24 protein-coding genes are annotated in these 23,629 nt (G+C 61.3%); 10 read left to right on the top strand and 14 right to left on the bottom strand.

Going from position 1 to position 23,629, the window contains the following annotated elements; translation table 11 throughout:
- Nucleotides 1–126 precede the first annotated feature (126 nt).
- Complete coding sequence (locus CQ041_RS18815; RefSeq protein WP_174554056.1) at nt 127–987, top strand: MurR/RpiR family transcriptional regulator; 861 nt, start codon at nt 127–129, stop codon at nt 985–987.
- 133 nt (nt 988–1,120) lie between these two features.
- Here the strand turns inward: CQ041_RS18815 and CQ041_RS18810 are convergent, their stop codons facing one another.
- The 10 genes from CQ041_RS18810 to CQ041_RS18765 all read right to left on the bottom strand — a co-directional run bounded on the left by CQ041_RS18810 (nt 1,121) and on the right by CQ041_RS18765 (nt 12,376).
- Entirely contained in the window at nt 1,121–1,966 is an 846-nt protein-coding gene (locus tag CQ041_RS18810; RefSeq protein WP_105523963.1) for a D-hexose-6-phosphate mutarotase, read from the bottom strand.
- 102 nt (nt 1,967–2,068) lie between these two features.
- Nucleotides 2,069–3,415 carry a carbohydrate porin gene (locus CQ041_RS18805; protein WP_105523964.1) on the bottom strand — a complete coding sequence of 449 codons (1,347 nt, stop codon included), beginning with the start codon at nt 3,413–3,415 and terminating at the stop codon, nt 2,069–2,071.
- Nucleotides 3,416–3,588: 173 nt separating this feature from the next.
- Complete coding sequence (locus CQ041_RS18800; protein ID WP_105523965.1) at nt 3,589–4,746, bottom strand: ABC transporter ATP-binding protein; 1,158 nt, start codon at nt 4,744–4,746, stop codon at nt 3,589–3,591.
- Nucleotides 4,747–4,748: 2 nt separating this feature from the next.
- On the bottom strand, nt 4,749–5,594 hold the full coding sequence (locus tag CQ041_RS18795; protein WP_105523966.1) for a carbohydrate ABC transporter permease: 846 nt from the start codon (nt 5,592–5,594) through the stop codon (nt 4,749–4,751).
- Nucleotides 5,587–6,495, bottom strand: coding sequence for a carbohydrate ABC transporter permease (locus tag CQ041_RS18790; RefSeq protein WP_105523967.1), 909 nt, complete (start codon nt 6,493–6,495; stop codon nt 5,587–5,589). Before CQ041_RS18790 ends, CQ041_RS18795 begins: the two co-directional genes overlap by 8 nt.
- 157 nt (nt 6,496–6,652) lie before the next feature.
- Nucleotides 6,653–7,939, bottom strand: a complete 1,287-nt coding sequence (locus CQ041_RS18785) for an ABC transporter substrate-binding protein (protein ID WP_105523968.1) — start codon at nt 7,937–7,939, stop codon at nt 6,653–6,655.
- Nucleotides 7,940–8,043: 104 nt separating this feature from the next.
- Nucleotides 8,044–9,303, bottom strand: a complete 1,260-nt coding sequence (locus CQ041_RS18780; RefSeq protein WP_105523969.1) for an AGE family epimerase/isomerase — start codon at nt 9,301–9,303, stop codon at nt 8,044–8,046.
- Between the two features lie 168 nt (nt 9,304–9,471).
- On the bottom strand, nt 9,472–10,317 hold the full coding sequence (locus CQ041_RS18775; protein WP_105523970.1) for an ATPase: 846 nt from the start codon (nt 10,315–10,317) through the stop codon (nt 9,472–9,474).
- A gap of 114 nt (nt 10,318–10,431) precedes the next feature.
- Complete coding sequence (locus tag CQ041_RS18770) at nt 10,432–11,430, bottom strand: NAD(P)-dependent oxidoreductase (protein ID WP_105523971.1); 999 nt, start codon at nt 11,428–11,430, stop codon at nt 10,432–10,434.
- A gap of 52 nt (nt 11,431–11,482) precedes the next feature.
- The gene (locus CQ041_RS18765; RefSeq protein ID WP_105523972.1) at nt 11,483–12,376 is read right to left on the bottom strand and encodes a LysR family transcriptional regulator ArgP; all 894 of its coding nucleotides are present in this window, start codon (nt 12,374–12,376) and stop codon (nt 11,483–11,485) included.
- A gap of 91 nt (nt 12,377–12,467) precedes the next feature.
- Between CQ041_RS18765 and CQ041_RS18760 the strand changes: the two genes are divergently transcribed.
- Both CQ041_RS18760 and CQ041_RS18755 read left to right on the top strand, forming a co-directional pair.
- The gene (locus tag CQ041_RS18760) at nt 12,468–13,067 is read left to right on the top strand and encodes a LysE/ArgO family amino acid transporter (protein ID WP_105523973.1); all 600 of its coding nucleotides are present in this window, start codon (nt 12,468–12,470) and stop codon (nt 13,065–13,067) included.
- A gap of 178 nt (nt 13,068–13,245) precedes the next feature.
- Nucleotides 13,246–13,842 carry a superoxide dismutase gene (locus CQ041_RS18755; protein WP_105523974.1) on the top strand — a complete coding sequence of 199 codons (597 nt, stop codon included), beginning with the start codon at nt 13,246–13,248 and terminating at the stop codon, nt 13,840–13,842.
- A gap of 190 nt (nt 13,843–14,032) precedes the next feature.
- Here the strand turns inward: CQ041_RS18755 and CQ041_RS26315 are convergent, their stop codons facing one another.
- Both CQ041_RS26315 and CQ041_RS18745 read right to left on the bottom strand, forming a co-directional pair.
- On the bottom strand, nt 14,033–14,254 hold the full coding sequence (locus tag CQ041_RS26315) for a hypothetical protein (RefSeq protein WP_156088632.1): 222 nt from the start codon (nt 14,252–14,254) through the stop codon (nt 14,033–14,035).
- Nucleotides 14,255–14,306: 52 nt separating this feature from the next.
- Complete coding sequence (locus CQ041_RS18745) at nt 14,307–14,558, bottom strand: hypothetical protein (protein WP_146116079.1); 252 nt, start codon at nt 14,556–14,558, stop codon at nt 14,307–14,309.
- Nucleotides 14,559–14,709: 151 nt separating this feature from the next.
- Between CQ041_RS18745 and CQ041_RS18740 the strand changes: the two genes are divergently transcribed.
- The 3 genes from CQ041_RS18740 to CQ041_RS18730 all read left to right on the top strand — a co-directional run bounded on the left by CQ041_RS18740 (nt 14,710) and on the right by CQ041_RS18730 (nt 19,834).
- Nucleotides 14,710–16,761 (top strand): bifunctional diguanylate cyclase/phosphodiesterase, encoded by a 2,052-nt coding sequence (locus CQ041_RS18740; RefSeq protein WP_105523977.1) that lies wholly within the window; start codon nt 14,710–14,712, stop codon nt 16,759–16,761.
- Nucleotides 16,762–16,888: 127 nt separating this feature from the next.
- Nucleotides 16,889–18,232 (top strand): imelysin family protein, encoded by a 1,344-nt coding sequence (locus tag CQ041_RS18735; protein WP_105523978.1) that lies wholly within the window; start codon nt 16,889–16,891, stop codon nt 18,230–18,232.
- A gap of 147 nt (nt 18,233–18,379) precedes the next feature.
- Nucleotides 18,380–19,834 carry a TrkH family potassium uptake protein gene (locus CQ041_RS18730; RefSeq protein ID WP_105523979.1) on the top strand — a complete coding sequence of 485 codons (1,455 nt, stop codon included), beginning with the start codon at nt 18,380–18,382 and terminating at the stop codon, nt 19,832–19,834.
- On the opposite strand, the gene CQ041_RS18725 is transcribed toward CQ041_RS18730, so the two are convergent.
- Nucleotides 19,791–20,849, bottom strand: coding sequence for an AraC family transcriptional regulator (locus CQ041_RS18725; protein WP_105523980.1), 1,059 nt, complete (start codon nt 20,847–20,849; stop codon nt 19,791–19,793). The two genes, CQ041_RS18730 and CQ041_RS18725, sit on opposite strands and share 44 nt — an antisense overlap.
- A 162-nt stretch (nt 20,850–21,011) precedes the next feature.
- On the opposite strand from CQ041_RS18725, the gene CQ041_RS18720 reads away from it, so the two are divergent.
- From CQ041_RS18720 to CQ041_RS18710, 4 genes are all read left to right on the top strand, one after another.
- Nucleotides 21,012–21,323 carry a DUF962 domain-containing protein gene (locus CQ041_RS18720; protein ID WP_105523981.1) on the top strand — a complete coding sequence of 104 codons (312 nt, stop codon included), beginning with the start codon at nt 21,012–21,014 and terminating at the stop codon, nt 21,321–21,323.
- 146 nt (nt 21,324–21,469) lie between these two features.
- A complete protein-coding gene (locus tag CQ041_RS26605; protein WP_256586820.1) occupies nt 21,470–21,598 on the top strand; it encodes a hypothetical protein in 129 nt (42 codons plus the stop codon).
- 72 nt (nt 21,599–21,670) lie between these two features.
- Nucleotides 21,671–21,853, top strand: coding sequence for a hypothetical protein (locus tag CQ041_RS18715; RefSeq protein WP_105523982.1), 183 nt, complete (start codon nt 21,671–21,673; stop codon nt 21,851–21,853).
- A gap of 104 nt (nt 21,854–21,957) precedes the next feature.
- Nucleotides 21,958–23,154, top strand: coding sequence for an MFS transporter (locus CQ041_RS18710; RefSeq protein ID WP_105523983.1), 1,197 nt, complete (start codon nt 21,958–21,960; stop codon nt 23,152–23,154).
- On the opposite strand, the gene arfB is transcribed toward CQ041_RS18710, so the two are convergent.
- Nucleotides 23,151–23,564, bottom strand: coding sequence for an alternative ribosome rescue aminoacyl-tRNA hydrolase ArfB (gene arfB, locus CQ041_RS18705; RefSeq protein ID WP_105523984.1), 414 nt, complete (start codon nt 23,562–23,564; stop codon nt 23,151–23,153). The two genes, CQ041_RS18710 and arfB, sit on opposite strands and share 4 nt — an antisense overlap.
- Nucleotides 23,565–23,629: the final 65 nt, after the last annotated feature.

Raw genomic sequence — 23,629 nt, 5'->3', positions numbered from 1 at the left:
AATACGCATTCCGAGTGGTGGTGTTCAGCTACCCTCAGTAGGATAGGCCACCGCAAAGGGCCGCTGGTCGATTGGTTGCCACCCCTTATTTGCATCGTCGCCCGAAGGAAAGACTGAATGGACCGCGTGCGAAATCTTCTGGAACAGATCCAGAACCGCCTCGAAGAATTGAACAAGGCCGAGCGCAAAGTCGCTGAAGTCATCCTGCTCAACCCGCAGCAGGCCACCCGCTTCTCGATCGCCGCCCTCGCCCAGGCCGCGTCGGTCAGTGAACCGACCGTCAACCGTTTCTGCCGTTCGTTCGGCGTAAGCGGCTACCCTGAACTGAAATTGCAGCTGGCGCAAAGTCTGGCCAGCGGCGCGGCGTATGTCAGCCGCGCAGTGGAAGCCGATGATAACCCCGAGGCTTACACCCAGAAGATCTTTGGCAGCGCCATTGCGTCCCTGGACAGCGCCTGCCAGGCCCTGGACCCGGCCCTGATCAGCAAGGCCGTGGATTTGTTGATCCAGGCGCGGCAGATCCATTTCTTCGGCCTGGGTGCTTCGGCGCCGGTGGCGATGGATGCGCTGCACAAGTTTTTCCGTTTCAACCTGGCGGTGACCGCCCACGCGGATGTGCTGATGCAGCGCATGATTGCCTCGGTGGCGCACACGGGCGAACTGTTCGTGATCATTTCCTACACCGGGCGCACCCGTGAACTGGTGGAAGTGGCACGTATCGCCCGCAGCAACGGCGCCTCGGTGCTGGGCGTGACCGCCGAAAACTCGCCGCTGGCCAAGGCCAGTACGGTAAGCCTGAACATTCCGTTGCCGGAAGACACCGACATTTATATGCCGATGACCTCGCGGATCATCCAACTGACGGTGCTGGATGTGCTGGCGACCGGCATGACCTTGCGCCGTGGGGTGGATTTCCAGCCGCACTTGCGCAAGATCAAGGAAAGTTTGAATGACAGCCGGTATCCGGTGGGCGACGAATTCAACTAGGCGGATTGTGGGTTGGCGGTACTGGCCTCATCGGGGGCAAGTCACCTCCCACTGACCGTGTTCACAAGTCAAAATAGGTGAATGCAGTCCATGTGGGAGGGGGCTTGCCCCGATGAAGCCACCAGCCACACCGCTAAACCCCAGCCCTGGCCTGCAGACTCAGATGCGCCCTCTCCCCCGGCGCCAGGCTCGCCCCGGCCATCGCCGACTCCACACACACGAACCCTGACGCCTCGTTGAAGCTCACGCCCAACAGCGGCCGGCTGCCCGGATGCCACACCACGGTGTCGGCACTGTCGCCGGTGTCGATGCACAGTTCGCGCTGCCAGGCATGGTCCTTCAGCTGCAATTCGCCCTCGTGCTGGAATACCCGCTGACAGCCACCGTCCACCCGCAACTCACCTTCCTGCTGGCAGGCCTGGCGGCTGAGCTGGTCGTAACCTTGTGCTCCGTCGAGCCCAGACAGCGCTATCTCATCAACGTGACCAATACGCCAGTAAGCGTGCAATGCATGGCTCAACTGGCACGGCAACTCGTCCTGATGTTCGGTGCTCAGGCGCAGTTCCAGGGTTTCGCCCAGGTGCGCGTGCAGGTCCACCTGCCAGTCGCACAGTTGCAGCTGCCAGTGCAGGTGCACGCCGTCGTCGTCGGTGCTGCTGTCGAGCAGCTTCCAGTCGATCAACCGGGCCCAGCCATGGGACGGCCAGGCGTTTTCGCTCGGATGACGGCCATACCACGGCCAGCACACCGGAATGCCACCACGGATAGCCCCGACTTGCGGCCACTTGGCGGCGCACCACAACCAGGGCTTTTGACCGGTAGGCTGAAAGTGCAGCAATTGCGCGCCTTGGCGACTGAACACCGCTTGGCACAGCGGATGGTCGATCACCAGCACGTCACGCATCTGAAAGCGCTCCCAGGCGAACACCGGACGCTCGCGCAGGGATTTGAAAAAGCGTTGCAGCGGTTGCTCATGCATGTGCCACGGTCCTGAATGTCTTCACGGTGCTGCCCAAAAAAAGCGGGTAGCCATGGCTACCCGCAAAATGCGCACAGAGAGAAGGAGCTTATCGCAACAGCGTTAGAACGTAGACTGAATTTTCAGGCCCGCCACCAGCGCGTTGTCGACTTTGTCCACGCCGCCAGGTTGCACGACGTACTGCAGGTTGGGACGCACGGTCAGCCAGTTGGTGACGTGGAAACCGTAGTTGATTTCGAAGTTGTACTCGGTTTCGCGGATCGGCGTGTACAGCGGGTTGTCGTAGTCGGCCACGCCATTGGCGACGTTGAGCAACTCAGAGTTGCGCTTCACGTCCTTGTTGACGTGCAGACGCGCCGCGCCAATGCCGACGTCGTCTTTTGGACGCGCATCGAATGGGCCTTTGTACACCAGCATCAACGACTGGTAGTTGTCGACCAGGTTGGTTTCCTTGTCGTGGAACGTGGCGTTGGCCGCGATGTTCAAGCCGCGGGAAGCGTCGCCGTTGTGCGTGGTGAGCTGCTGTTGGGCAACGAACCAGTAGCCTTTCTTGCTGCTGCGGGTACGGTACGCCGCGCCAGTGGTCGCTGCATCGTTGCCGTTGATGTCTTCACGGACGTCAGAAGCATCGGCGGCACTTTTGTAGTAACCCACACGGTATTCGCCCGGCAGGTTGTTGACCTTCGGCGACCAGACCAACTCCACTGGCAACACGGTGCCTTTGGTGCCGCTGCCGCTGAGCTTGAAGCCGTTGCCGTGCTCCAGCTGCGATGGGTTCTGGTTGTACGCACCGATTTGCGCATACAGCTCTGGGGTGATGTGGTACTTCACGCGAATGGCGGCCTGGCTGACGGGCCAGTTGTACCAGGTGTTCACGTAGTTACCGACCTGCGAGCCGCAGAACGACAGGTTCTGGAAGTCGCACGGGAAGGTGTTGAAGTCTTCGCCTTCACCGAAGTAGCCGAGTTTCACGTCCAGCTTGTTGTCGAACATCTGGTGCTGAATCCAGAACTGGGTCAGACGCACCATGTGGCCACGACCGTACACTTCCATGGACGAACTCAGCGTGCCGGCACGCGGGTCGCCGATGCGGTCGTTGGAAATGTTCTGGCCATTACGGTTGGTCAACTGGATCTTGGCCTGGGTGTTATCCCAGCCCCACAGTCTTTCCAGGTCCAGGGCGACGCCCAGGCCGAATTGGTCGGAGTAACGACCGGTCTTGTCATCGTTGAACCCGCCATGGGCGTTGTAGCCCATTTCCCCGACGTAGTCCGCCTTGATGTCGATACCTTGCTCGATCAGCTTGGTACGTTCACCACCCCAATCGCCGGTCATCCACTTGGAATCGGCGCTGAACGCTTCGTCCGCCATCGCATTGGCGGACAAAACCAGAGCTGCTGCTGCTGACATTTGGCAGATCAGCCGAGCGTTGTTGTGTTGCTTTTTCATCCCTACATCCTCGTCTTTATTGTTATTAAACTGTTTTTATCTAACGCGGTTTACTTTTTTTATCTAAAACAACAACTTAAATCTAAATCACAAGCCTGTAGAAGCGAGTTTGCTCGCAAGCGCTGCGTCATCGCTGACGACCTTCGCGAGCAAGCTCGCTCCTGCAGTCAATCTCAGCGGCCTTTGAATTGGGCCACATTGTCAGCATGCGCCTGTGCGGGCGATGAAGAAGCAGTGCCCAGGCGCTCGCCGGTAGTGGCGTCGAACAGCAAAACTTTGGCTGGATCAAATTGCAGGGTCAGGGTCTCGCCCACCTGGGGCGCCACGTCCGGTGCCAGGCGGCAGCAGACCTTGGTGTCATTGAGCTGCACGAATACCAGGGTGTCCGGGCCGGTCGGCTCGGTGACCTGGACTTCGGCACGAATGCTCGATGCATCGCCCTCGCCCGCCGCCAGCATGATCTGCTCCGGGCGCAGGCCGAGGATCACGTCACGGTCTTCGAGGCCCGCATCCGTCACGTTCAGCGCCAGTTCGCAACGGGCCTGGCCGCTGTCGAGCAACGCCACCAGGCGGCCGTCCTTGCGTTGCAGGCGCAGGGGCACGAAGTTCATCGGCGGCGAACCAATGAAGCTCGCCACGAACTGGTTGGCTGGATCGTTGTAGATCTCTTTCGGCGTACCGAACTGCTGGATGATGCCGTCCTTCATCACCGCGACCTTGTCGCCCAGCGTCATCGCTTCGATCTGGTCGTGGGTCACGTAGACCGTGGTGGTCTTGAGGCGCTGGTGCATCAGCTTCATTTCAGTGCGCATCTCGACGCGCAGCTTGGCGTCGAGGTTGGACAGCGGTTCGTCGAACAGGTAGATCTTCGGTCGACGCGCCAGTGCACGGCCCATGGCCACGCGCTGTTGCTGGCCGCCGGAGAGCTGGCCGGGCTTGCGATTGAGCAGGTGCTCGATCTGCAGCAGCTTGGCCACGCGCGCCACTTCGGCGTCGATATCGGCCTGGGGCATCTTGCGGATCTTGAGGCCGAACTCGATGTTCTCGCGCACGCTCATGGTCGGGTACAGCGCGTAGGACTGGAACACCATGGCGATGTCACGATCCTTGGGGCTCATGCCGCTCACGTCCTGGTCGCCGATCATGATCGCGCCACCGGTGATGGTCTCAAGGCCCGCGATGCAGTTCATCAGCGTGGATTTACCGCAACCCGATGGGCCGACCAAAATCAGGAACTCGCCCTCTTTGATCGACAGCTCGATGTTCTTCAAGGTGTCGGGCAGGCCGGCGCCATAGGTCTTGTTTACATTGCGAAGTTCAAGCGTAGCCATGATTACCCCTTGACCGCGCCAGCCGTGAGGCCGCGCACGAAATACTTGCCTGCGATCACATAGACCAGCAGGGTCGGCAGCCCGGCGATCATCGCCGCCGCCATATCCACGTTATATTCCTTGGCCCCGGTGCTGGTGTTGACCAGGTTGTTCAGCGCCACCGTGATGGGCTGGGAGTCGCCGCTGGAGAACACCACGCCGAACAGGAAGTCGTTCCAGATCTGGGTGAACTGCCAGATCAGGCAGACCATGATGATCGGGGTGGACATCGGCAGAATGATCTGACGGAAGATGGTGAAGAATCCTGCACCGTCCAGGCGGGCTGCCTTGATCAGTGCATCCGGAATGCTGACGTAGTAGTTACGGAAAAACAGCGTAGTGAACGCCAGGCCGTAGACCACATGGATAAACACCAGGCCCGTGGTGGTGCTCGCCAGGCCCATCTTGCCGAGGGTGAACGAGGCCGGCAGCAGTACGGTCTGGAACGGCAGGAAGCAGCCGAACAACAGCAGGCCGAAGAACAGCTGCGAACCGCGGAAGCGCCAGAACGACAGCACATAGCCATTCAACGCGCCAATGGCGGTGGAGATCAGCACGGCAGGCACCGTGATCTTGATCGAGTTCCAGAAGTAGCCATCCACGGTGGCCCAGGCCTTGACCCAGCCGATGCCACTGACCACGGTCGGCCAGCTCAGGAGGTTACCGGTGCTGATGTCTTCCGGGGTCTTGAAGCTGGTGAGCAACATCACCACCAACGGCACCAGGTACAGCAGCACCGCGAGGATCAGCACCGCGTAGATCGCGATGCGGCTCAGGCTGATGCCCGGTTTGGACGCGAGACTAGTCATGACGTTTGGTCCTCAGCTCGGAGTAGAGGTAAGGCACGATGATCGCAAGGATCGCACCGAGCATCAGGATGGCACTCGCCGAACCCATGCCCATCTGGCCACGGCTGAACGTGAACGAGTACATGAACATCGCCGGCAAATCGGAGGAGTAACCCGGGCCACCGGCCGTCATGGCCGCCACCAGGTCGAAGCTCTTGATTGCAATGTGCGCGAGGATCATCACCGCACTGAAGAACACCGGACGCAGGCTGGGCAGCACCACGCTCCAGTAGATGCGTGGCAGGCTCGCGCCGTCGATCTGCGCGGCGCGGATGATCGATTGATCAACCCCGCGCAGGCCGGCGAGGAACATCGCCATGATGAAACCCGAGGCTTGCCACACAGCGGCGATCACCAGGCAATAGACCACGCGATCCGGGTCGATCAGCCAGTCGAGACGGAAGCCTTCCCAGCCCCAGTCCCGCAACAGTTTGTCCAGGCCCATGCCCGGGTTGAGCAGCCATTTCCAGGCGGTACCGGTGACGATCATCGAGAGCGCCATCGGGTACAGGTAAATGGTGCGGATAAAGCCTTCACGACGGATCTTCTGGTCGAGAAAAATCGCCAGTGTCACGCCGATGACCAACGTGATGCCGATAAACATTCCGCCGAACAGCGCGAGGTTTTTGCTCGCAACCCACCAGCGGTCGTTATCGAACAGCCGCTCGTACTGTGCCAGGCCCGCCCACTTGTAGCTGGGCAGGAACGTGGACGTGGTGAACGACAGCACGAACGTCCACAGGATGTAGCCGTAGAAGCCCACCAACACGATGAACATGCTCGGCGCCAGCACCAGTTTCGGTAGCCAGCGCTGCAGTGCATCGAAGGGCGAGGCCTTGCTGAACACAGCAACAGAACTCATGGGAAAATCCAATACTGGGAAAAAGGACTACAGCCTGGTGCTTTACCTGTAGGAGCGAGCTTGCTCGCGAAGGTCTTCAACGATAACGCAAGCATCCAGGATGAGTGCGATACCTTGAGTTTTTCGCGAGCAAGCTCGCTCCTACAGCTGGGCTGCCTTACTTGGCCGACTTGATCGCCGCGCCGAGTTTCTTGGCGGTGTCGGCCGGGTCGGCTTTCGGGTCGTTGATGAAGTTGGTTACGACGTCAAAGAACGCGCCTTGCACGGCCAGGGTGGTGGCCATGTTGTGCGCCATGCTTGGCTGCAGGCCGCCCGACTTGGCGTCGGCCAGGAAGTCCTTGGCAGCGGTCTGGGCACAGGAATCGAAACCGAGCTTGTCCATGTTGCTCAACATGTCGTTGCGTACCGGGATCGAGCCTTTGTTGATGCTGAAGACTTTCTGGAAATCTTCACCCAGCACGACTTTGGCAATGTCCTGCTGGCCAGCAGCCGTGCCTTTGTCTTTCTGCTTGAACACCGCCAGGGAGTCGATGTTGTAGGTGAAGGCTTTGTCGGTGCCCGGGAAGGCTACGCACTCGTAATCCTTGCCGGCGACTTTCTTGGCGGCGGTCCACTCGGACTTGGCCCAGTCACCCATGATCTGCATGCCGGCCTTGCCGTTGATGACCTTGCCTGCTTCAAGGTTCCAGTCCTGGCCCTTGCCGTCGACGTCCATGTAGGTCGCGACTTTCTTCAGCTCGGTGAGGGACTTGACCATTTCCGGGCCGGTCAGCGCGGCGTTGTCCAGGTCGACCAGGGCTTTCTTGTAGCCATCGGCGCCCATGACGGAGAGCACCACCGCTTCGAACACGGTGCTGTCCTGCCAAGGCTGGCCACCGTGGGCCAGAGGGATGAAGCCCGCAGCCTTGAGCTTGTCGCCCGCGGCGTAGAATTCTTCGAGGGTGGTGGGGTTCTTGGTGATCCCGGCTTTCTTGAAGACTTCCGGGTTGATCCACAGCCAGTTCACGCGGTGGATGTTGACCGGTACGGCAACGTAGTCACCGTCGTACTTCACGGTGTCGGAGACTTTCTTGTCGAGCAGGGAATCCCATTTTTCGGCTTTGGCGACGTCTTTGAGCACGTCGGTGTCGAGCAGGCCAGTGGACGCCCATTCCTGGATGTCGGGGCCTTTGATCTGGGCAACGCCAGGCGGGTTACCGGCGACCGCGCGGCTCTTCAGCACGGTCATGGCCGTGGCACCACCGCCACCGGCGACGGCACCGTCTTTCCAGACGAAACCATCTTTCTCAACTTGGGCCTTCAGGACATCCACTGCCGCCTTTTCACCGCCAGAGGTCCACCAATGCACCACTTCAACCGTCCCTTTCGAGTCAGCGGCAAATGCAGTGAGGGGGAACAACGAGGCAATGGAAATAGCGACGGCGAGGCGATTAATCGCGTTCATCTGAGTACCTTTTTTTGTTGTTATGCATGCAAGTCTAGGGCTTGCGCTGCACGGAGTTTAAACATGGATTTTTGTGGCGCAGGTAACAAAGGGATGCACAAATGTCACCACTTGGTGACATAACAACCTGCCCCGATGGCACTGGCCAGGCTGGGTGCCAAGGGAAGCGCAGGCAGCAATACCGCTTGCCAGGCATGGTACAGGTCCGGCTTGCCACCCCAGATCGTGCTGCTGGGCTGGTTGTGCGGGCTGAGTTCGTGGTGCCAGCTGCCGCGGGCGCGGTCGATGAAATGGGTGTCGCAGAACTCCCAGACGCGCCGGTACCAGGTTTCGTAATGCAGCTCACCGGTACGCTTGAGCAGGGCCTGGGCAGCGGCGCTGGCTTCGGCGTGGGTCCAGTGCAGGCGCTCGCGCACCACCGGGCGGTGGTTCCAGTCCAGGGTGTAGACGATGCCGGGCGCGCCATCGACGGCCCAGGCAAATTCACAGGCACTGGCGAACAGGCCCTTGGCGTCGTCCAGCAGCCACGCCGGCGTCGTCAACCCCGCTCGCAGGCGAGCGGCTTCCAGGTGCAGCACCAGCCGCGCCCACTCAAAACCGTGACCGGGGGTGATGCCGTAGGGGCGAAAACCGTCGGCAGGATTGTCTTCGTTGTAGCTGAGCAGGGGCTGCCAGTGAGCATCGAAATGCTCGATCACCATGAACTGGTTGGCGGCGGCATGGGTGTGAATCACACGCTCGACGATACGCAGCGCACGGTCCAGCCAGCGCGTGTCACCGGTGACATCGGCAAGGGCCAGGAACGCTTCGGTCGCGTGCATGTTGCTATTGGCGCCGCGATAGGCTTCGACGCCGCTCCAGTCCTGGGCAAAAGATTCGAGCATGGCGCCCTCCTCCTCGCTCCAGAAGAACTGGTCAATGATGTGGATCGCGTCGTTCAACAGCGTGCGTGCACCGGGCGCGCCCGCCACCACCGCCGAGCTGGCGGCCAGGGCGACGAAGGCGTGCAGGTAGGCGGCCTTGCCACGGTTGCCGTCCAGGGCATGGGGCGCGGCGAACCAGCCGCCGTGTTCGGCGTCCTTGAGTGGGCCGCCGAGGGCTGCGACGCCGTGGGCCACCAGGTCGGCATAACCCAGCAGGCCAAGGGCGTGGGCCATGGCGAAGCTGTGGGTCATGCGGGCGGTGTTCATGGTTTCGGCGTGGGCGCTGGCGGGGAGCTGACCGTTGTCGTCGAGATTGCCAAAACCTTCAGGCAGTCGGGAAGCCTTGGCGAACGACAGCAGGCGCTGGCCTTCCGCCGCGAGCCAGGCGTGATGGGCTGGCGCGTTCAGCCAACTGCTGGCAGGCAGTGGTGGGGTGGTCATGGGTGGCCCTTATTATTGTTTGTGGGGTGACCGGAGTCTAAACAAGGGCACGGTGGGGGGTCAGTAACGAAGGGCAAGGGAAATGTCACCGGACGGTGACAAACGCACCTGCGTGGAGGGCATTTGGTGGGAGGCGGCTTGCCCCCTCCCACCTCTGGACCGGTGTTGTCATTGACCGAGCGGCGTGACCTTGGCAGGAGCATTAAGCTGCTGTTGGAGGTTCTGCACCTGGCTCTGCAAGGTGGTGATGTTACGTGTGGTCTGGATGCGGAACACGTCGAACTCCTTGTTCGTCGGCGCATCACTGTTGGCCGGCTGGTTGTCCTGGGCGCTCTTGAGCACCACGAGGTCCTGTTCCAGTCGCGCGATTGCCGCGCTCGGGTTGCCCTGCTTTTTCAACGCGGCCACGTCGGCGGCCAACTCCTTGAGTTCGCTGTCGCGCTTGCCCGCATCACCTTGCGCGGCCTTGAGTGTGGCCACGGCATCGGTCAACGCCTGCACCTGGCCTTGCAGCTTGCTGTTGGCGCTGGACAGCTCGGACGTGCTGGCAGTCATTTGCGCGAGGCGCTGGTCCAGCTCGGTCGCTTGCCCAGCCACGCCGACCTGTTGCTTGCCTTGCTCCAGCAACTGGCTTTCGAGTTGCTTGATCTGCAGTTTCAGCGCTTCACTGCCGTTGTTCACATTGGCCTCGCTGGCCACCACCTTGCCGGAAATGTCCTGCAGCCGCCCCGCCGCTTCCTCACTGATGCGCGCGAAGCTTTCCTGGGTGGCCACCAGTTGCTGGCCCATCAGGGAGATCTGCTGGAAGCTCCACCAGGCCAGCCCGGCGAAAGCGATCAGCAGCGCGCCGATCAAGGCCCACAGCGGCCCGGTGCTGGCGCCCTTGACCTTGACCACAGGCGTGCTGCGCGAGCGCACCGAGGTGGCAGGGGTAGAGGCGAATTCATCGTCATCCCCAAGGTCCGCCCGCAGGCTGGGAACGTTGTCGAAGTCGTCGTTGGCATCGTTACGCATGAATCAACCCTGAATCGGTGAAGTGGCAAGCGACGGGAGTATAAACCGCGGTTCCGTCGCACTGATCGACCCGGAACCCTGAATTCGGTTCCCGATGTGTTGCCTGTTGTGACCTCAGGTGCGCCCGGGATCCTGGGCCTTCCACCAACTGCAGAACTCGTCGAGGGCGGTCCACAGGCTGACCTTGGGGTCGTAGTCCAGATAATGCCTGGCCCGACTGATGTCCAAGGTGAAATCTTTGTTCATCACTTGCATGCCCAGGCGCGACAACGCCGGCTCCGGGCGCCCGGGCCATATCGCACAACAGGCTTCGTTGAGCGCCGCAACGCTGTAGGACAGGCCGTAGGACCGGTATCGCGTGACCTGAGGAAGCTCCATTTGGCGCATCACATAGTTCACCACATCCCACACCGGCACCGGCGTACCGTTGCTGATGTTGTAGGCCCTGCCCAAGGCCGAACCCGGCGCGAGCAAACTGCTCAGCAAGGCTTCGTTGAGGTTGTGCACACTGGTGAAGTCGACCTTGTTCAGGCCGTCGCCGACGATGGCCAGGCGGTTTTTGCGCTGCATTTTAAGCAGGCGCGGGAAGATGCTCATGTCACCGGCGCCAGTCACGAATCGCGGGCGCAGGGCCAGCACTTCGAGGCCGAATTCCTGGGCGCCGAAAACCTTCTGCTCGGCCAGGTATTTGGTCGCGGCGTACGGATGCTTGAAGCGCTTGGGCACTTGTTCTTCGGTCAGGCCCAGATGGTCGCGGCCGTCGAAATAGATGGACGGCGACGACAGGTGCACCAGTCGCCCGACGTGTTGCTTGAGGCAGGCTTCCACCACGTTTTCGGTGACCAGTACATTGCCTTGGTGAAAATCCTGGTACTTGCCCCACAACCCGACCGCACCGGCGCAATGCACCACGGCTTCGACGTCGCGGCACAAGTGCCGGACCAGATCGGCATCGTTCAAGTCACCCTGGATAAACTCGGCACCGCGCTTGACCAAGTGCTCCACACCTTCGGCGCGCCGCCCGTTGACCCGCACGTCCAGGCCCTGCTCCAAGGCGAAACGCGCAAAGCGCCCGCCGATGAAGCCGCTTGCGCCGGTGACCAGAATTTTCATGCATTACCCCGTGTACTTTGGTTTTTCATCGCTGTTGCCTTGACGCCCGCCGTCAGTCCAACGGCACCAACCATTGGCCACAGGCCTGGGCCAGATGGTCGGTCAACAAGCTGAGCAGTTGCCCGCCACTGCGCCAATGATGCCAGTACAGCGGCACGTCGATGGGCTTATCTGGCAACAACTCGACCAATACGCCCTTTTCCAATTGATCGCGCACCTGCAGTTCCGGCACCAGCCCCCAACCGAGTCCGGCCTCGGTAAGGCGGATAAACCCTTCGGACGAAGGGCATAAATGGTGCTCGAAACCGCCATCCACGCCCAGAGACGCCAGGTAGCGGTGTTGCAGGAAGTCATCCGGGCCGAACACCAGCGCCGGGGTGCGCGCCAGTTGATCGGCGCGCACCCCGGCGGGGAAATGCCGTGCAATAAAGGCCGGGCTGGCCAGCGCCCGATAGCGCATGGCACCGAGCAACAGGCTGCGCGCGCCAGCGACCGGGCGTTCGCTGGCGCAGATACAGGCGGCCACTTCACCGGCGCGCATGCGCTTGAGGCCCACGGTCTGGTCCTCGACCACCAGGTCCAGCAACAAATGCTGCTCAGCGCAAAAACTGCTCACGGCCTCGGCCCACCAGGTCGCCAGGCTGTCGGCATTCAGAGCGATACGCAGGCGCTCGGGCATGCCTTCGGCGTCCAGCGCCGGCACCTGGCTTTGCAAGTCTCGCTCCAGCAGGCGCACCTGCTGTACATGGTTGAGCAGGCGCCGGCCGATATCGGTGGGCGTCGGCGGTGAGGCTCGCACCAACACCGGCTGGCCGATGCGCGCTTCGAGCAACTTGATGCGCTGGGAGATGGCCGACTGGGACACGCCCAGCACCTGGGCGCCACGCTCGAAGCCGGCTTGTTCCACCACCGCCGCCAGGGCAGACAGCAACTTATAGTCGAACATCAGTTTCCCTAATGAGCGATCAGCAATATTTGTTTTTCTTATACATCGCCTACCCCGAGAATGACCAGCATCGTTTGGAGGATCTTTATCTATGTGGCAAAGCTATGTGAATGGGTTGCTGGTCGCCCTGGGGCTGATCATGGCGATCGGCAGTCAAAATGCTTTCGTTCTGGCCCAAAGCCTGCGTCGCGAGCACCACTTGCCCGTTGCCGCATTGTGCGTGGTGTGTGATGCATTGCTGGTGGCCGCGGGGGTGTTCGGGCTCGCGACGGTGCTGGCCCACAGCCCGGTCCTGCTGGGCATTGCACGCTGGGGCGGCGCTGCCTTCCTGCTGTGGTATGGCACCTTGGCGCTGCGTCGGGCCTTTTCGGCCCAGGGCTTGAACCAGGGCGAAAACGCCAAGGTGCGCTCGCTGCGGGCGGTGTTGCTCAGCGCGTTGGCGGTGACGCTGCTCAATCCCCACGTGTACCTGGACACGGTCTTGCTGATCGGCTCGTTGGGCGCCCAGCAAACCGAGCCGGGCGCCTATGTGGCCGGGGCGGCCAGTGCATCATTCCTGTGGTTCACCACCCTGGCCCTCGGCGCGGCCTGGTTGGCACCCTGGCTGGCGCGCCCGTCGACCTGGCGCCTGCTGGATCTGCTGGTGGCGGCCATGATGTTCGGCGTGGCGTACCAATTGATCGCCGCCTGACGAATATTCCAAAACGCTCTGGAACCTCTATTCCACACAGTTGTTGCGTGGTTTTGCCACACCCCCGGTGCTATGATCCTGCCCCTGCGCCGCAAAGAGTACAAACTCCCCGGCGCTTGTTTGGCCGCCCGTGATCGGCCTTGCGCTCACCGCAACTGACCTGATTAGGAGATTCATCATGGCTTTCGAATTGCCGCCGCTGCCCTATGCACACGATGCCCTGCAGCCGCACATCTCCAAGGAAACCTTGGAGTTCCACCACGACAAGCACCACAACACCTACGTCGTGAACCTGAACAACCTGGTGCCAGGCACCGAGTTCGAAGGCAAGACCCTGGAAGAAATCGTCAAGTCCTCTTCGGGCGGCATCTTCAACAACGCCGCTCAGGTCTGGAACCACACCTTCTACTGGAACTGCCTGGCGCCAAACGCCGGCGGCCAACCGACCGGCGCACTGGCTGAAGCCATCAACGCTGCGTTCGGTTCGTTCGACGCGTTCAAGGAAGAGTTCACCAAGACGTCCGTCGGCACCTTCGGTTCCGGTTGGGGCTGGCTGGTGAAGAAGGCTGACGGTTCCCTGGCCCTGGCCAGCACCATCGGCGCCGGCAACCCGCTGACCAGCGGCGACACCCCGCTGCTGACCTGCGACGTATGGGAACACGCCTACTACATCGACTACCGCAACGTGCGTCCAAAGTACGTGGAAGCGTTCTGGAACCTGGTCAACTGGAAGTTCGTGGCTGAGCAGTTCGAAGGCAAGACCTTCACTGCCTAAGTAACGCTTGCAGTAGAAAAAGCCCGGCGATTGCCGGGCTTTTTCATGGCCGGCGGAAAATCCCACGCGGGGGTCGGAACTGTCGCCTCATTAGCGGCCACGTATTGGGTGAGGGGCCATCATCCCCACACTTAACGGAGAGACAACAATGACAATAAGCGCAGCTGCCGCAATCCCCCTGGTTGGCGATCTACTGAAAGCCGCAATACCCGTTGTAGGCGAGGTAGTCAAAGCCGTCGCACCCTTGCTTCAACCGTTTGCCGACGCACTCGGAAAAAAAATTGGCGGTGAAAGCCAAAAAGTCGAGTCCAGCGAATCGATATCGTTTGCCCCCCAGACCAGCATCGCGAGCAAGACCATCATTTTCCCGAAATAAACGATAGCGCAGCAGCAGGAGGAGCAAAGCTGACAAGAACTTGCTCCTCCTGCCTTTGAACAGACCTTACATGAGACAGCTACGTGTTTTACCCCCCCACCTGCTTCAGCACATTGTCGGATTTGCCATTCGAGGATGGGAACTGCAGAGAGGGCTGCGACCCTTTCAATTTATCTGCGACAGCGTTGCCGATGCTGTCTGCAACCTGCTTACCTATATTCATCCCAGCATTAACGAGCTGTGCCGCCACCGGTGCGGCCACCGAGGCCAGCAGCGGCATCGCGAACCCTGCCAAAGCAATCGACATAAGAAGTTCTCCAATCATCAAAGAGAGGCTCATTCCCCTCGCTGCCTAAGTGGCAGTTTCCGTGGGCTGAGTTCCACTTTTCGTAACATTTCCCGGTTAACCGAATGTCCCTTTGACTGCCATCACCAGATTGCCAATACTCATGGCATATTGAGGCCACCCGCACGGAACAAGGAATGACCCTTTGACGCTGGAACTCAAGAACAGCTTGTCGGTGAAGTTGCTACGGGTCGTGCTGTTATCGGCATTGATCGTGGGGGTGGCGCTGAGCGTGGCGCAGATCGTTTTTGACGCCTACAAGACGCGTCAGGCCGTGGCCGGTGATGCCCAGCGTATTCTCGACATGTTCCGCGACCCCTCGACCCAGGCCGTCTACAGCCTGGATCGCGAGATGGGTATGCAGGTGATTGAAGGGCTGTTCCAGGACGATGCCGTGCGCATGGCCTCCATTGGCCATCCCAACGAAACCATGCTCGCGGAGAAATCCCGCGCGTTGCAGCAATCCTCCAGCCGCTGGTTGACCGACCTGATTCTCGGCCAGGAACGCACTTTCACCACGCCACTGGTGGGCAAGGGCCCCTACAGCGAATATTACGGCGACCTGAGCATCACCCTCGACACGGCCACCTACGGCCAGGGTTTTCTCGTCAACTCTGTGATCATCTTCATTTCCGGCGTGCTGCGGGCGCTGGCCATGGGCCTGGTGCTGTACCTGGTCTATCACTGGCTGCTGACCAAGCCCCTGTCGCGGATCATCGAACACCTGACGTCGATCAATCCGGACCGCCCCAGTGAGCACAAGATCCCGCAACTCAAAGGTCACGAACGCAACGAACTGGGGCTGTGGATCAATACTGCCAACCAGTTGCTGGAGTCCATCGAGCGCAACACTCACCTGCGCCACGAAGCGGAAAGCAGCCTGCTGCGCATGGCCCAGTACGACTTCCTCACCGGCCTGCCGAACCGCCAGAAACTCCAGGAGCAGCTGGACAAGATCCTGATTGACGCCGGCCGTCGGCAACGGCGCGTGGCCGTATTATGCGTAGGGCTGGATGACTTCAAGAGCGTCAACGAGCAGTTCACCTACCAGGCCGGCGATAAATTGCTGCTGGCCCTGGCCGACCGCTTGCGCGCCCACAGCGGCCGCCTCGGTGCGCTGGCCCGCCTGGGTGGCGACCAGTTCGCCCTGGTGCAGGCCGACATCGACCAACCCTACGAAGCCGCCGAACTGGCGCAAAGCATCCTCGACGACCTGGAAGCCGAGTTCGCCCTGGACCACGCAGGCATCCGCTTGCGCGCCACCATTGGCATCACGCTCTTTCCCGAAGATGGCGACAGCACCGAGAAGTTGCTGCAAAAAGCTGAACAGACCATGACCCTGGCCAAGGCGCGCTCGCGCAATCGCTATCAGTTCTACATCGCCAGCGTCGACAGCGAAATGCGCCGCCGCCGCGAACTGGAAAAACACCTGCGTGACGCACTTGCTCGCAACCAGTTCCACCTGGTCTATCAACCCCAGATCAGCTACCGCGACCACCACGTGGTCGGCGTTGAAGCCCTGCTGCGCTGGCAGCACCCGGAGCACGGCCTGGTTCCGCCCGACCTGTTCATCCCGCTGGCTGAACAGAATGGCACCATCATCCCGATTGGCGAGTGGGTGCTGGACCAGGCCTGCCGCCAATTGCGCGAATGGCATGACCTGGGCTTCCCCGCGCTGCGCATGGCCGTCAACTTGTCCACCGTGCAGTTGCACCACACCGAATTGCCGCGCGTGGTCAATAACCTGATGCAGATCTACCGCCTGCCTCCGCGCAGCCTCGAACTGGAAGTCACCGAAACCGGCCTGATGGAAGACATCAGCACCGCCGCCCAGCACCTGTTGAGCCTGCGCCGCTCGGGCGCGTTGATTGCGATTGATGACTTCGGCACCGGCTACTCATCCCTCAGCTACTTGAAGAGCCTGCCCCTGGACAAGATCAAGATCGACAAGAGCTTCGTTCAGGACCTGTTGGACGATGACGACGATGCGACCATCGTGCGAGCGATCATCCAACTGGGTAAAAGCCTGGGCATGCAGGTGATCGCCGAGGGCGTGGAAACCGCCGAGCAAGAGGCCTACATCATCTCCGAAGGCTGCCATGAAGGTCAGGGCTACTACTACAGCAAGCCCCTGCAGGCCCGGGAGTTGGCCGCTTTCTTGAAGCAGGCGCAGCGCAATGGCGCGGCGATTCTCTGACCACGCGAAACGATACTGAATATTTCCCGCGTTTATCCCTTTACACAAAATGCAAATCTTTCGCATTATGTCGCAGTTTTTGCGCTCCCCCGCGCGCCCCATCAACAACCGAAGCAGGATGTTCGCCATGATTCGTATGCCCCTGGCCACCGCCAGTCTGCTGGCCATTGCCATTTCTCTCGCCGGCTGTGGCGAAGGTAAAGACAAGGCCGCCGCGCCACAGGCGCCGACCCCGGCCGCCAGCACTACCGCTCCAGCGGCTGCAACGCCAGCGGGCAATGTCGATGAAGCGGCCGCCAAGGCCGTGGTCGCGCATTACGCCGACATGGTGTTTGCGGTCTACAGCGACGCAGAATCCACCGCGAAGACCCTGCAGACCGCGATCGACGCGTTCCTGGCCAAGCCGAACGACGACACCCTGAAAGCGGCCCGCACTGCCTGGATCGCCGCCCGCGTTCCGTACCTGCAGAGCGAAGTGTTCCGTTTCGGCAACACCATCATCGATGATTGGGAAGGCCAAGTGAACGCCTGGCCGCTGGACGAAGGCTTGATCGACTACACCGACAAGTCCTACGAACACGCCCTGGGCAACCCGGGTGCCACCGCCAACATCATCGCCAACACTGAGATCCAGGTCGGCGAAGACAAGGTCGACGTGAAAGACATCACCCCGGAAAAACTCGCCAGCCTCAATGAGCTGGGCGGTTCCGAGGCCAACGTCGCCACCGGCTACCACGCTATCGAATTCCTGCTGTGGGGCCAGGACCTGAATGGCACCGGCCCAGGCGCCGGCAACCGTCCTGCGTCGGACTACCTGACTGGCGACGGCGCCACCGGTGGCCACAACGAGCGTCGCCGCGCCTACCTGAGCGCCGTGACCCAACTGCTGGTGAGCGACCTGGAAGAAATGGTCGGCAACTGGAAACCCAACGTCGAAGACAACTACCGCGCTACCCTGGAGGCAGAACCTGCCACCGACGGCCTGCGCAAAATGCTGTTCGGCATGGGCAGCCTGTCCCTCGGCGAGCTGGCCGGTGAGCGTATGAAGGTCTCCCTGGAAGCGAACTCGCCAGAAGACGAACAGGATTGCTTCAGCGACAACACCCATAACTCGCACTTCTACGACGCCAAGGGCATCCGCAACGTCTACCTGGGCGAGTACACCCGCACCGACGGGACCAAGATGACTGGCGCCAGCCTGTCGTCCCTGGTAGCCAAGGCCGACCCGGCTGCCGACACCGCGCTGAAAGCGGACCTGGCAGCCACCGAAGCGAAGATCCAGGTCATGGTCGACCATGCTGCCAAAGGTGAGCACTACGACCAGTTGATCGCTGCCGGTAACGACGCCGGTAACCAGGTCGTCCGTGACGCTATCGCCGCACTGGTCAAGCAGACCGGGTCGATCGAAGCCGCCGCCGGCAAGCTGGGCATCACCGACCTGAACCCGGATAGCGCTGATCACGAGTTCTGATCAGCAGGGTGTTGAAAAGGCGACCTTCGGGTCGCCTTTTTTGTGCGGCCAGCTCCCACATTTGAAACGTGTCGCCTCGGACACCCCGGTTTACAAGCCCTGCGCCGCAGGTAGAATGGCGCCTCTGCCCTACCTCGAGCGAACTTCATGGCGTTGCCGACCCTACGCATCATCGGTTTCATCATCGGCATCTTCCTGATCACTCTCGCGATCGCCATGGTCGTGCCCATGGCCACCCTGGTGATCTTCGAACGCACCCGCGACCTGCCCTCGTTCCTGTGGGCCAGCCTGATCACCTTCGTCGCCGGCCTGGCGCTGGTGATTCCCGGTCGCCCCGAGCACGTCCACCTGCGTCCGCGGGACATGTACCTGCTCACCGTGACAAGCTGGGTGGTGGTGTGCATTTTTGCCGCCCTGCCGTTTTTGCTGACCCAGCACATCAGCTATACCGACTCGTTTTTTGAAAGCATGTCCGGCATTACTGCCACCGGGTCCACGGTGTTGAGCGGCCTGGACAGCATGTCCCCGGGGATCCTGATGTGGCGTTCGCTGCTGCACTGGCTCGGCGGTATCGGCTTCATCGGCATGGCGGTGGCGATCCTGCCGCTGCTGCGCATCGGTGGCATGCGCCTGTTCCAGACCGAGTCCTCGGACCGTTCGGAAAAGGTCATGCCTCGCTCACACATGGTGGCCCGCCTGATTGTGGCGGCGTATGTCGGCATCACCATCTTCGGCAGCCTGGCGTTCTGGTGGGCCGGCATGGGCGTGTTCGATGCGATCAACCACGCGATGTCGGCGATTTCCACCGGCGGTTTTTCCACCTCGGATGAATCCCTGGCGCACTGGAAACAGCCGGCGGTGCACTGGGTGGCCGTGGTGGTGATGATCCTCGGCAGCCTGCCGTTCGCCCTGTATGTCGCGACATTGCGGGGTAACCGCAAGGCCCTGATCAAGGATCAACAGGTACAAGGTTTGCTCGGCTTGCTGCTGGTGACCTGGCTGGTGCTCGGCACCTGGTACTGGTGGACCACCAACCTGCACTGGCTGGACGCCCTGCGCCATGTGGCGCTGAACGTCACCTCGGTGGTCACCACGACCGGTTTTGCCCTCGGGGACTACAGCCTGTGGGGCAATTTCTCTCTGATGCTGTTCTTCTACCTGGGCTTTATCGGCGGTTGCTCCGGCTCCACCGCGGGCGGGATCAAGATCTTCCGCTTCCAGGTCGCGTACATCCTGCTCAAGGCCAACTTGAACCAGTTGATTCACCCGCGCGCGGTGATCAAGCAGAAATACAACGGCCACCGCCTCGATGAAGAAATCGTGCGGTCGATCCTGACCTTCTCGTTCTTCTTTGCCATCACCATCTGCGCCATCGCCCTGGCCTTGTCACTGCTGGGCCTGGACTGGATGACCGCGCTGACCGGCGCCGCCAGTACCGTGTCCGGCGTCGGCCCGGGCCTGGGCGAGACCATCGGCCCGGCCGGCAATTTCGCCAGCCTGCCGGACGCGGCCAAGTGGATCCTGTCGTTCGGCATGCTGCTGGGCCGACTGGAGATCATTACGGTCTTTGTGCTGTGTATTCCTGCGTTTTGGCGTCACTGACCATCGACGCGTCCTGCAATCGCGCCCGGTATTCGCCGGGCGTGGCGTCGAACCAGCGGCGAAACGCGCGGAAGAAGTTGCTCGGGTCGGCAAACCCCAGCAGGTAGGCAATCTCCAGCAAGGTCATGCTCGGCTGGGCCAGGTACTGCTCGGCCAGTTCGCGGCGGGTGTCGTCGAGCAAGGCCTGGAAACTGGTGCCCTCCTCCTGCAAACGCCGCTGCAAGGTGCGCTGGGACAGGTGCAGCGTCTGCGCCACCACCTCGCGCTTGGGCTCGCCCTGGGGCAGCAACCGGCACAACACCTGCCGCGCCTTGTGGGTCACGCGGCTTTCCGAAAAGCGCGCCAGGTACTCGCCGGCAAAGCGATCATGCAGCAGCGCCATGGCCTCGTTGGCCGTGGGCAACGGCGCGTCCATGTCGGCGCGCTCGAAGATCAGCGCGTCATAGGGTGCGTCGAATTCCAGCGGCGCATGAAAGGCCAGTTTGTAGGGCGCCAGGTCCGCCGGCTGCTCGCCCTGCAACATCACCTTGCGGGGTTCCAGGGTACGCCCGGTGAGCCAGCCACACAGCGCCAGGGCACTGGCCAACGAGGCTTCGGCGCTTTGCCGGGTGGGCGGTAGATGGTCGCCGTGCACCGTGAGAATCAGCGCATAACCTTCAGGCAACAGGCGGAAACTCAAGTCGGCGCTTTCGGCGATGATCCGCTGATACCGCACCAGGCGCCTAAAACCTTCAGCCAGGGTATTGCTGGACATCAGCGCGTAACCGGCCACGTGAAACGACGCCGGGCGCACCACCTTGCCCATGTTCAGGCCGATTGCCGGGTTGCCCGACAACTCGACCGCCCGCTGCCACAGCCGGGTCATGGCGTCTTGCGGAAACCGCGCATCGGGGTCATCAAGGGCGGCGTAATCCAAACCCAGTTGCTTGAACAGGGCTCGGCAATTGAGGCCGTCCATTTCCAACGCCTTGACTATCCCCATCGCCCAGCTTGCAGAAGTTGTTCGTTCGCTCATGGCGTCTTCTTAATAAAGCAGGCTCAAAATGGCAGCCAGGAAAGCCAAGGATACTAAAGTGGCATCTATTGTCACTGGCCGTTACCACTGATCACTCTAGACTCAAATAAGCTCCCCGCCGAACATCTCTCGCGCGGCATAACAATCAAAGGGCCGGCCAACGTGGAAAACGTCAAACGATTCAACAGCTTCGCCGAGTTCTACCCCTATTATCTGCGCGAGCACGCCAACAGCACCTGCCGGCGCCTGCACTTTGTCGGCACCACGCTGGTGATCGGCATCATGGCCTATGCAATCGGCCGCGGTTCCCTGGCGCTGCTGCTGGCAGTGCCGATTGCCGGTTATGGCTTTGCCTGGGTGGGTCACTTTTTCTTCGAGAGGAACCGTCCGGCAACGTTCCAGCACCCGTTCTACAGCCTGTTGGGCGATTTCGTGATGTACCGCGACATGATCCTGGGCAAGGTGCCGTTCTGACGAAACGACCGTTTAAATGATGAAAGTTCCGACATCAGCCGACATAAAAGTCTTTTTGTCATTTCCAGTGCTGTATCCTGCCAAGGCTTTTTGAGAGCGCGGAATCATCTGCGATTGAAAAACAGACCTTGCGAGGAGCGACGACGATGCACGAGATACCTAATCTCCCCTTCCCAAGCCTGCACCCTACTGAGCAGCCAACACCGCAGCAGGCCGGCGACAAGCAGCCTGAGGCCAAAGAAGCAAAACCAGTCGACAGCGAAAGCCAGGACTGACGCCGTACCAGACCGTGTGGAAAGAGCAACTTTGAGCGCTTTCCACACTGCCTGAACCACGAGATACCCGCCATGACCGATCACCTCCCCGAACCCCCCGATACCGCTGTACTCGACGCGGCCCTGCAGATGGTCGACGTCTGGAACCGCCTCAGCGCCGACAAACAAGCCCTGCTGCTCAAGCGTTTCGGTACTCAGGAAAACGCCCTGGCCGCGCTGGTCACCACCCAACTGCTGGCGCCGGTTCAGCCCTGATGCGTTTTTGATCGACGCTTTTTGAGTTTTAGCCGCCCGGCCCGGCCCCAGCGCCGGTATCATTAGCAGCCTATCTTTACCTGCTGCGACAGTGGACCTCTCCCATGCCAGATACCCAGCGCCCCCTAGCGGTCACGCTGCAAGTTGTTTCCATCGTGCTGTTCACCTTTATCGGCTACCTGAATATCGGCATTCCCCTCGCCGTATTGCCGGGCTATGTCCACAGTGAACTGGGCTATGGCGCCGTGATCGCCGGGCTAGTGATCAGCGTGCAATACCTGGCCACGCTCCTGAGCCGGCCGTATGCGGGCAAGATCATCGACAACCTGGGCAGCAAGCGCGCCGTGCTGATCGGCCTGGCGGGCTGCGGCCTGAGCGGTGTGTTCATGCTGCTGGCGGCGTGGTTTTCCAGCCTGCCGGCTGTGAGCCTGGGCAGCCTGTTGATCGGACGCCTGGTGCTGGGCAGCGCCGAGAGCCTGGTGGGTTCCGGTGCAATTGGCTGGGGGATTGGCCGGGTCGGCGCAGAAAATACCGCCAAGGTAATTTCCTGGAACGGCATCGCCAGCTATGGCGCACTGGCCGTTGGCGCGCCCCTGGGGGTAGTGCTGGTGAAGAACTTCGGCCTGTGGAGCATGGGCGTCAGCATTATTCTGCTGGCCATCGTTGGCCTGCTGCTGGCCTGGAACAAGGTGGCGGCACCGATCGTGGCCGGTGTGCGCCTGCCGTTCATGAACGTGCTGGGCCGCGTCCTTCCCCACGGCTGCGCGCTGGCGCTGGGCTCCATCGGTTTTGGCACCATTGCCACCTTCATTACCTTGTATTACACCACTCAGCACTGGGATAACGCGGTGTGGGCGCTGAGCCTGTTCGGCGCCAGTTTTATCGGTGCCCGGTTACTGTTCGGTAACTTGATCAACCGGATCGGCGGTTTTCGCGTGGCGATTGCTTGCCTGTCGGTGGAGATCTTCGGCCTGCTGCTGTTGTGGCTCGCCCCGGATGCCCACCTGGCCCTGGCCGGTGCGGCATTGAGCGGCTTCGGCTTTTCCCTGGTGTTCCCGGCGCTGGGCGTGGAAGCGGTCAACCTGGTGCCCGCGTCCAGCCGGGGTGCGGCCGTGGGGGCCTATTCGCTGTTTATCGACTTGTCGCTGGGCATCACCGGCCCGCTGGCCGGCGCCGTGGCGGCTGGGTTTGGCTTCGCCTCGATCTTCCTGTTCGCGGCCCTCGCCGCCCTCGGCGGGCTGCTGCTGAGCCTGTACCTGTACCGCCAGGCACCCAGAGCCCGCGAGGCGCGCGGCGACTAGAAGTCGACCTTGCCCCGCCCGGCCTTGATGTTGCCGCGCTTGGTCTTGGACTCCAGGCGCCGCTTCTTTGAACCGAGGGTAGGCTTGGTCGGGCGGCGCTTCTTCTCCACCTTGGTGGCACTCTGGATCAACTCCACCAGGCGCTCCAGGGCATCCGCGCGATTCTGCTCCTGGGTCCGGTATTGCTGGGCCTTGAGCACCAGCACGCCGTCGCTGGTGATGCGGCTATCGCGCAACGCCAACAAGCGCTCCTTGTAGAACGCCGGCAGGGATGACGCCGGAATATCAAATCGCAGGTGCACCGCACTCGACACCTTGTTGACGTTCTGCCCGCCGGCGCCCTGGGCGCGAATGGCGGTCAGCTCGATCTCGGCATCGGGCAGGTGCACAGTGTTGGAAACCACCAGCATTGGGACAGGTCCATGATTCAGAGCGGCCAGCATACGCGAACCGGCCGCTGGCCTCGCGGCAAACT

The organism is Pseudomonas sp. MYb60, assembly GCF_002979555.1.
Lineage (GTDB): Bacteria > Pseudomonadota > Gammaproteobacteria > Pseudomonadales > Pseudomonadaceae > Aquipseudomonas.
The sequence above is the reverse complement of the archived record's forward strand: the minus strand, read 5'-3'. Positions and strand labels throughout refer to the sequence as shown.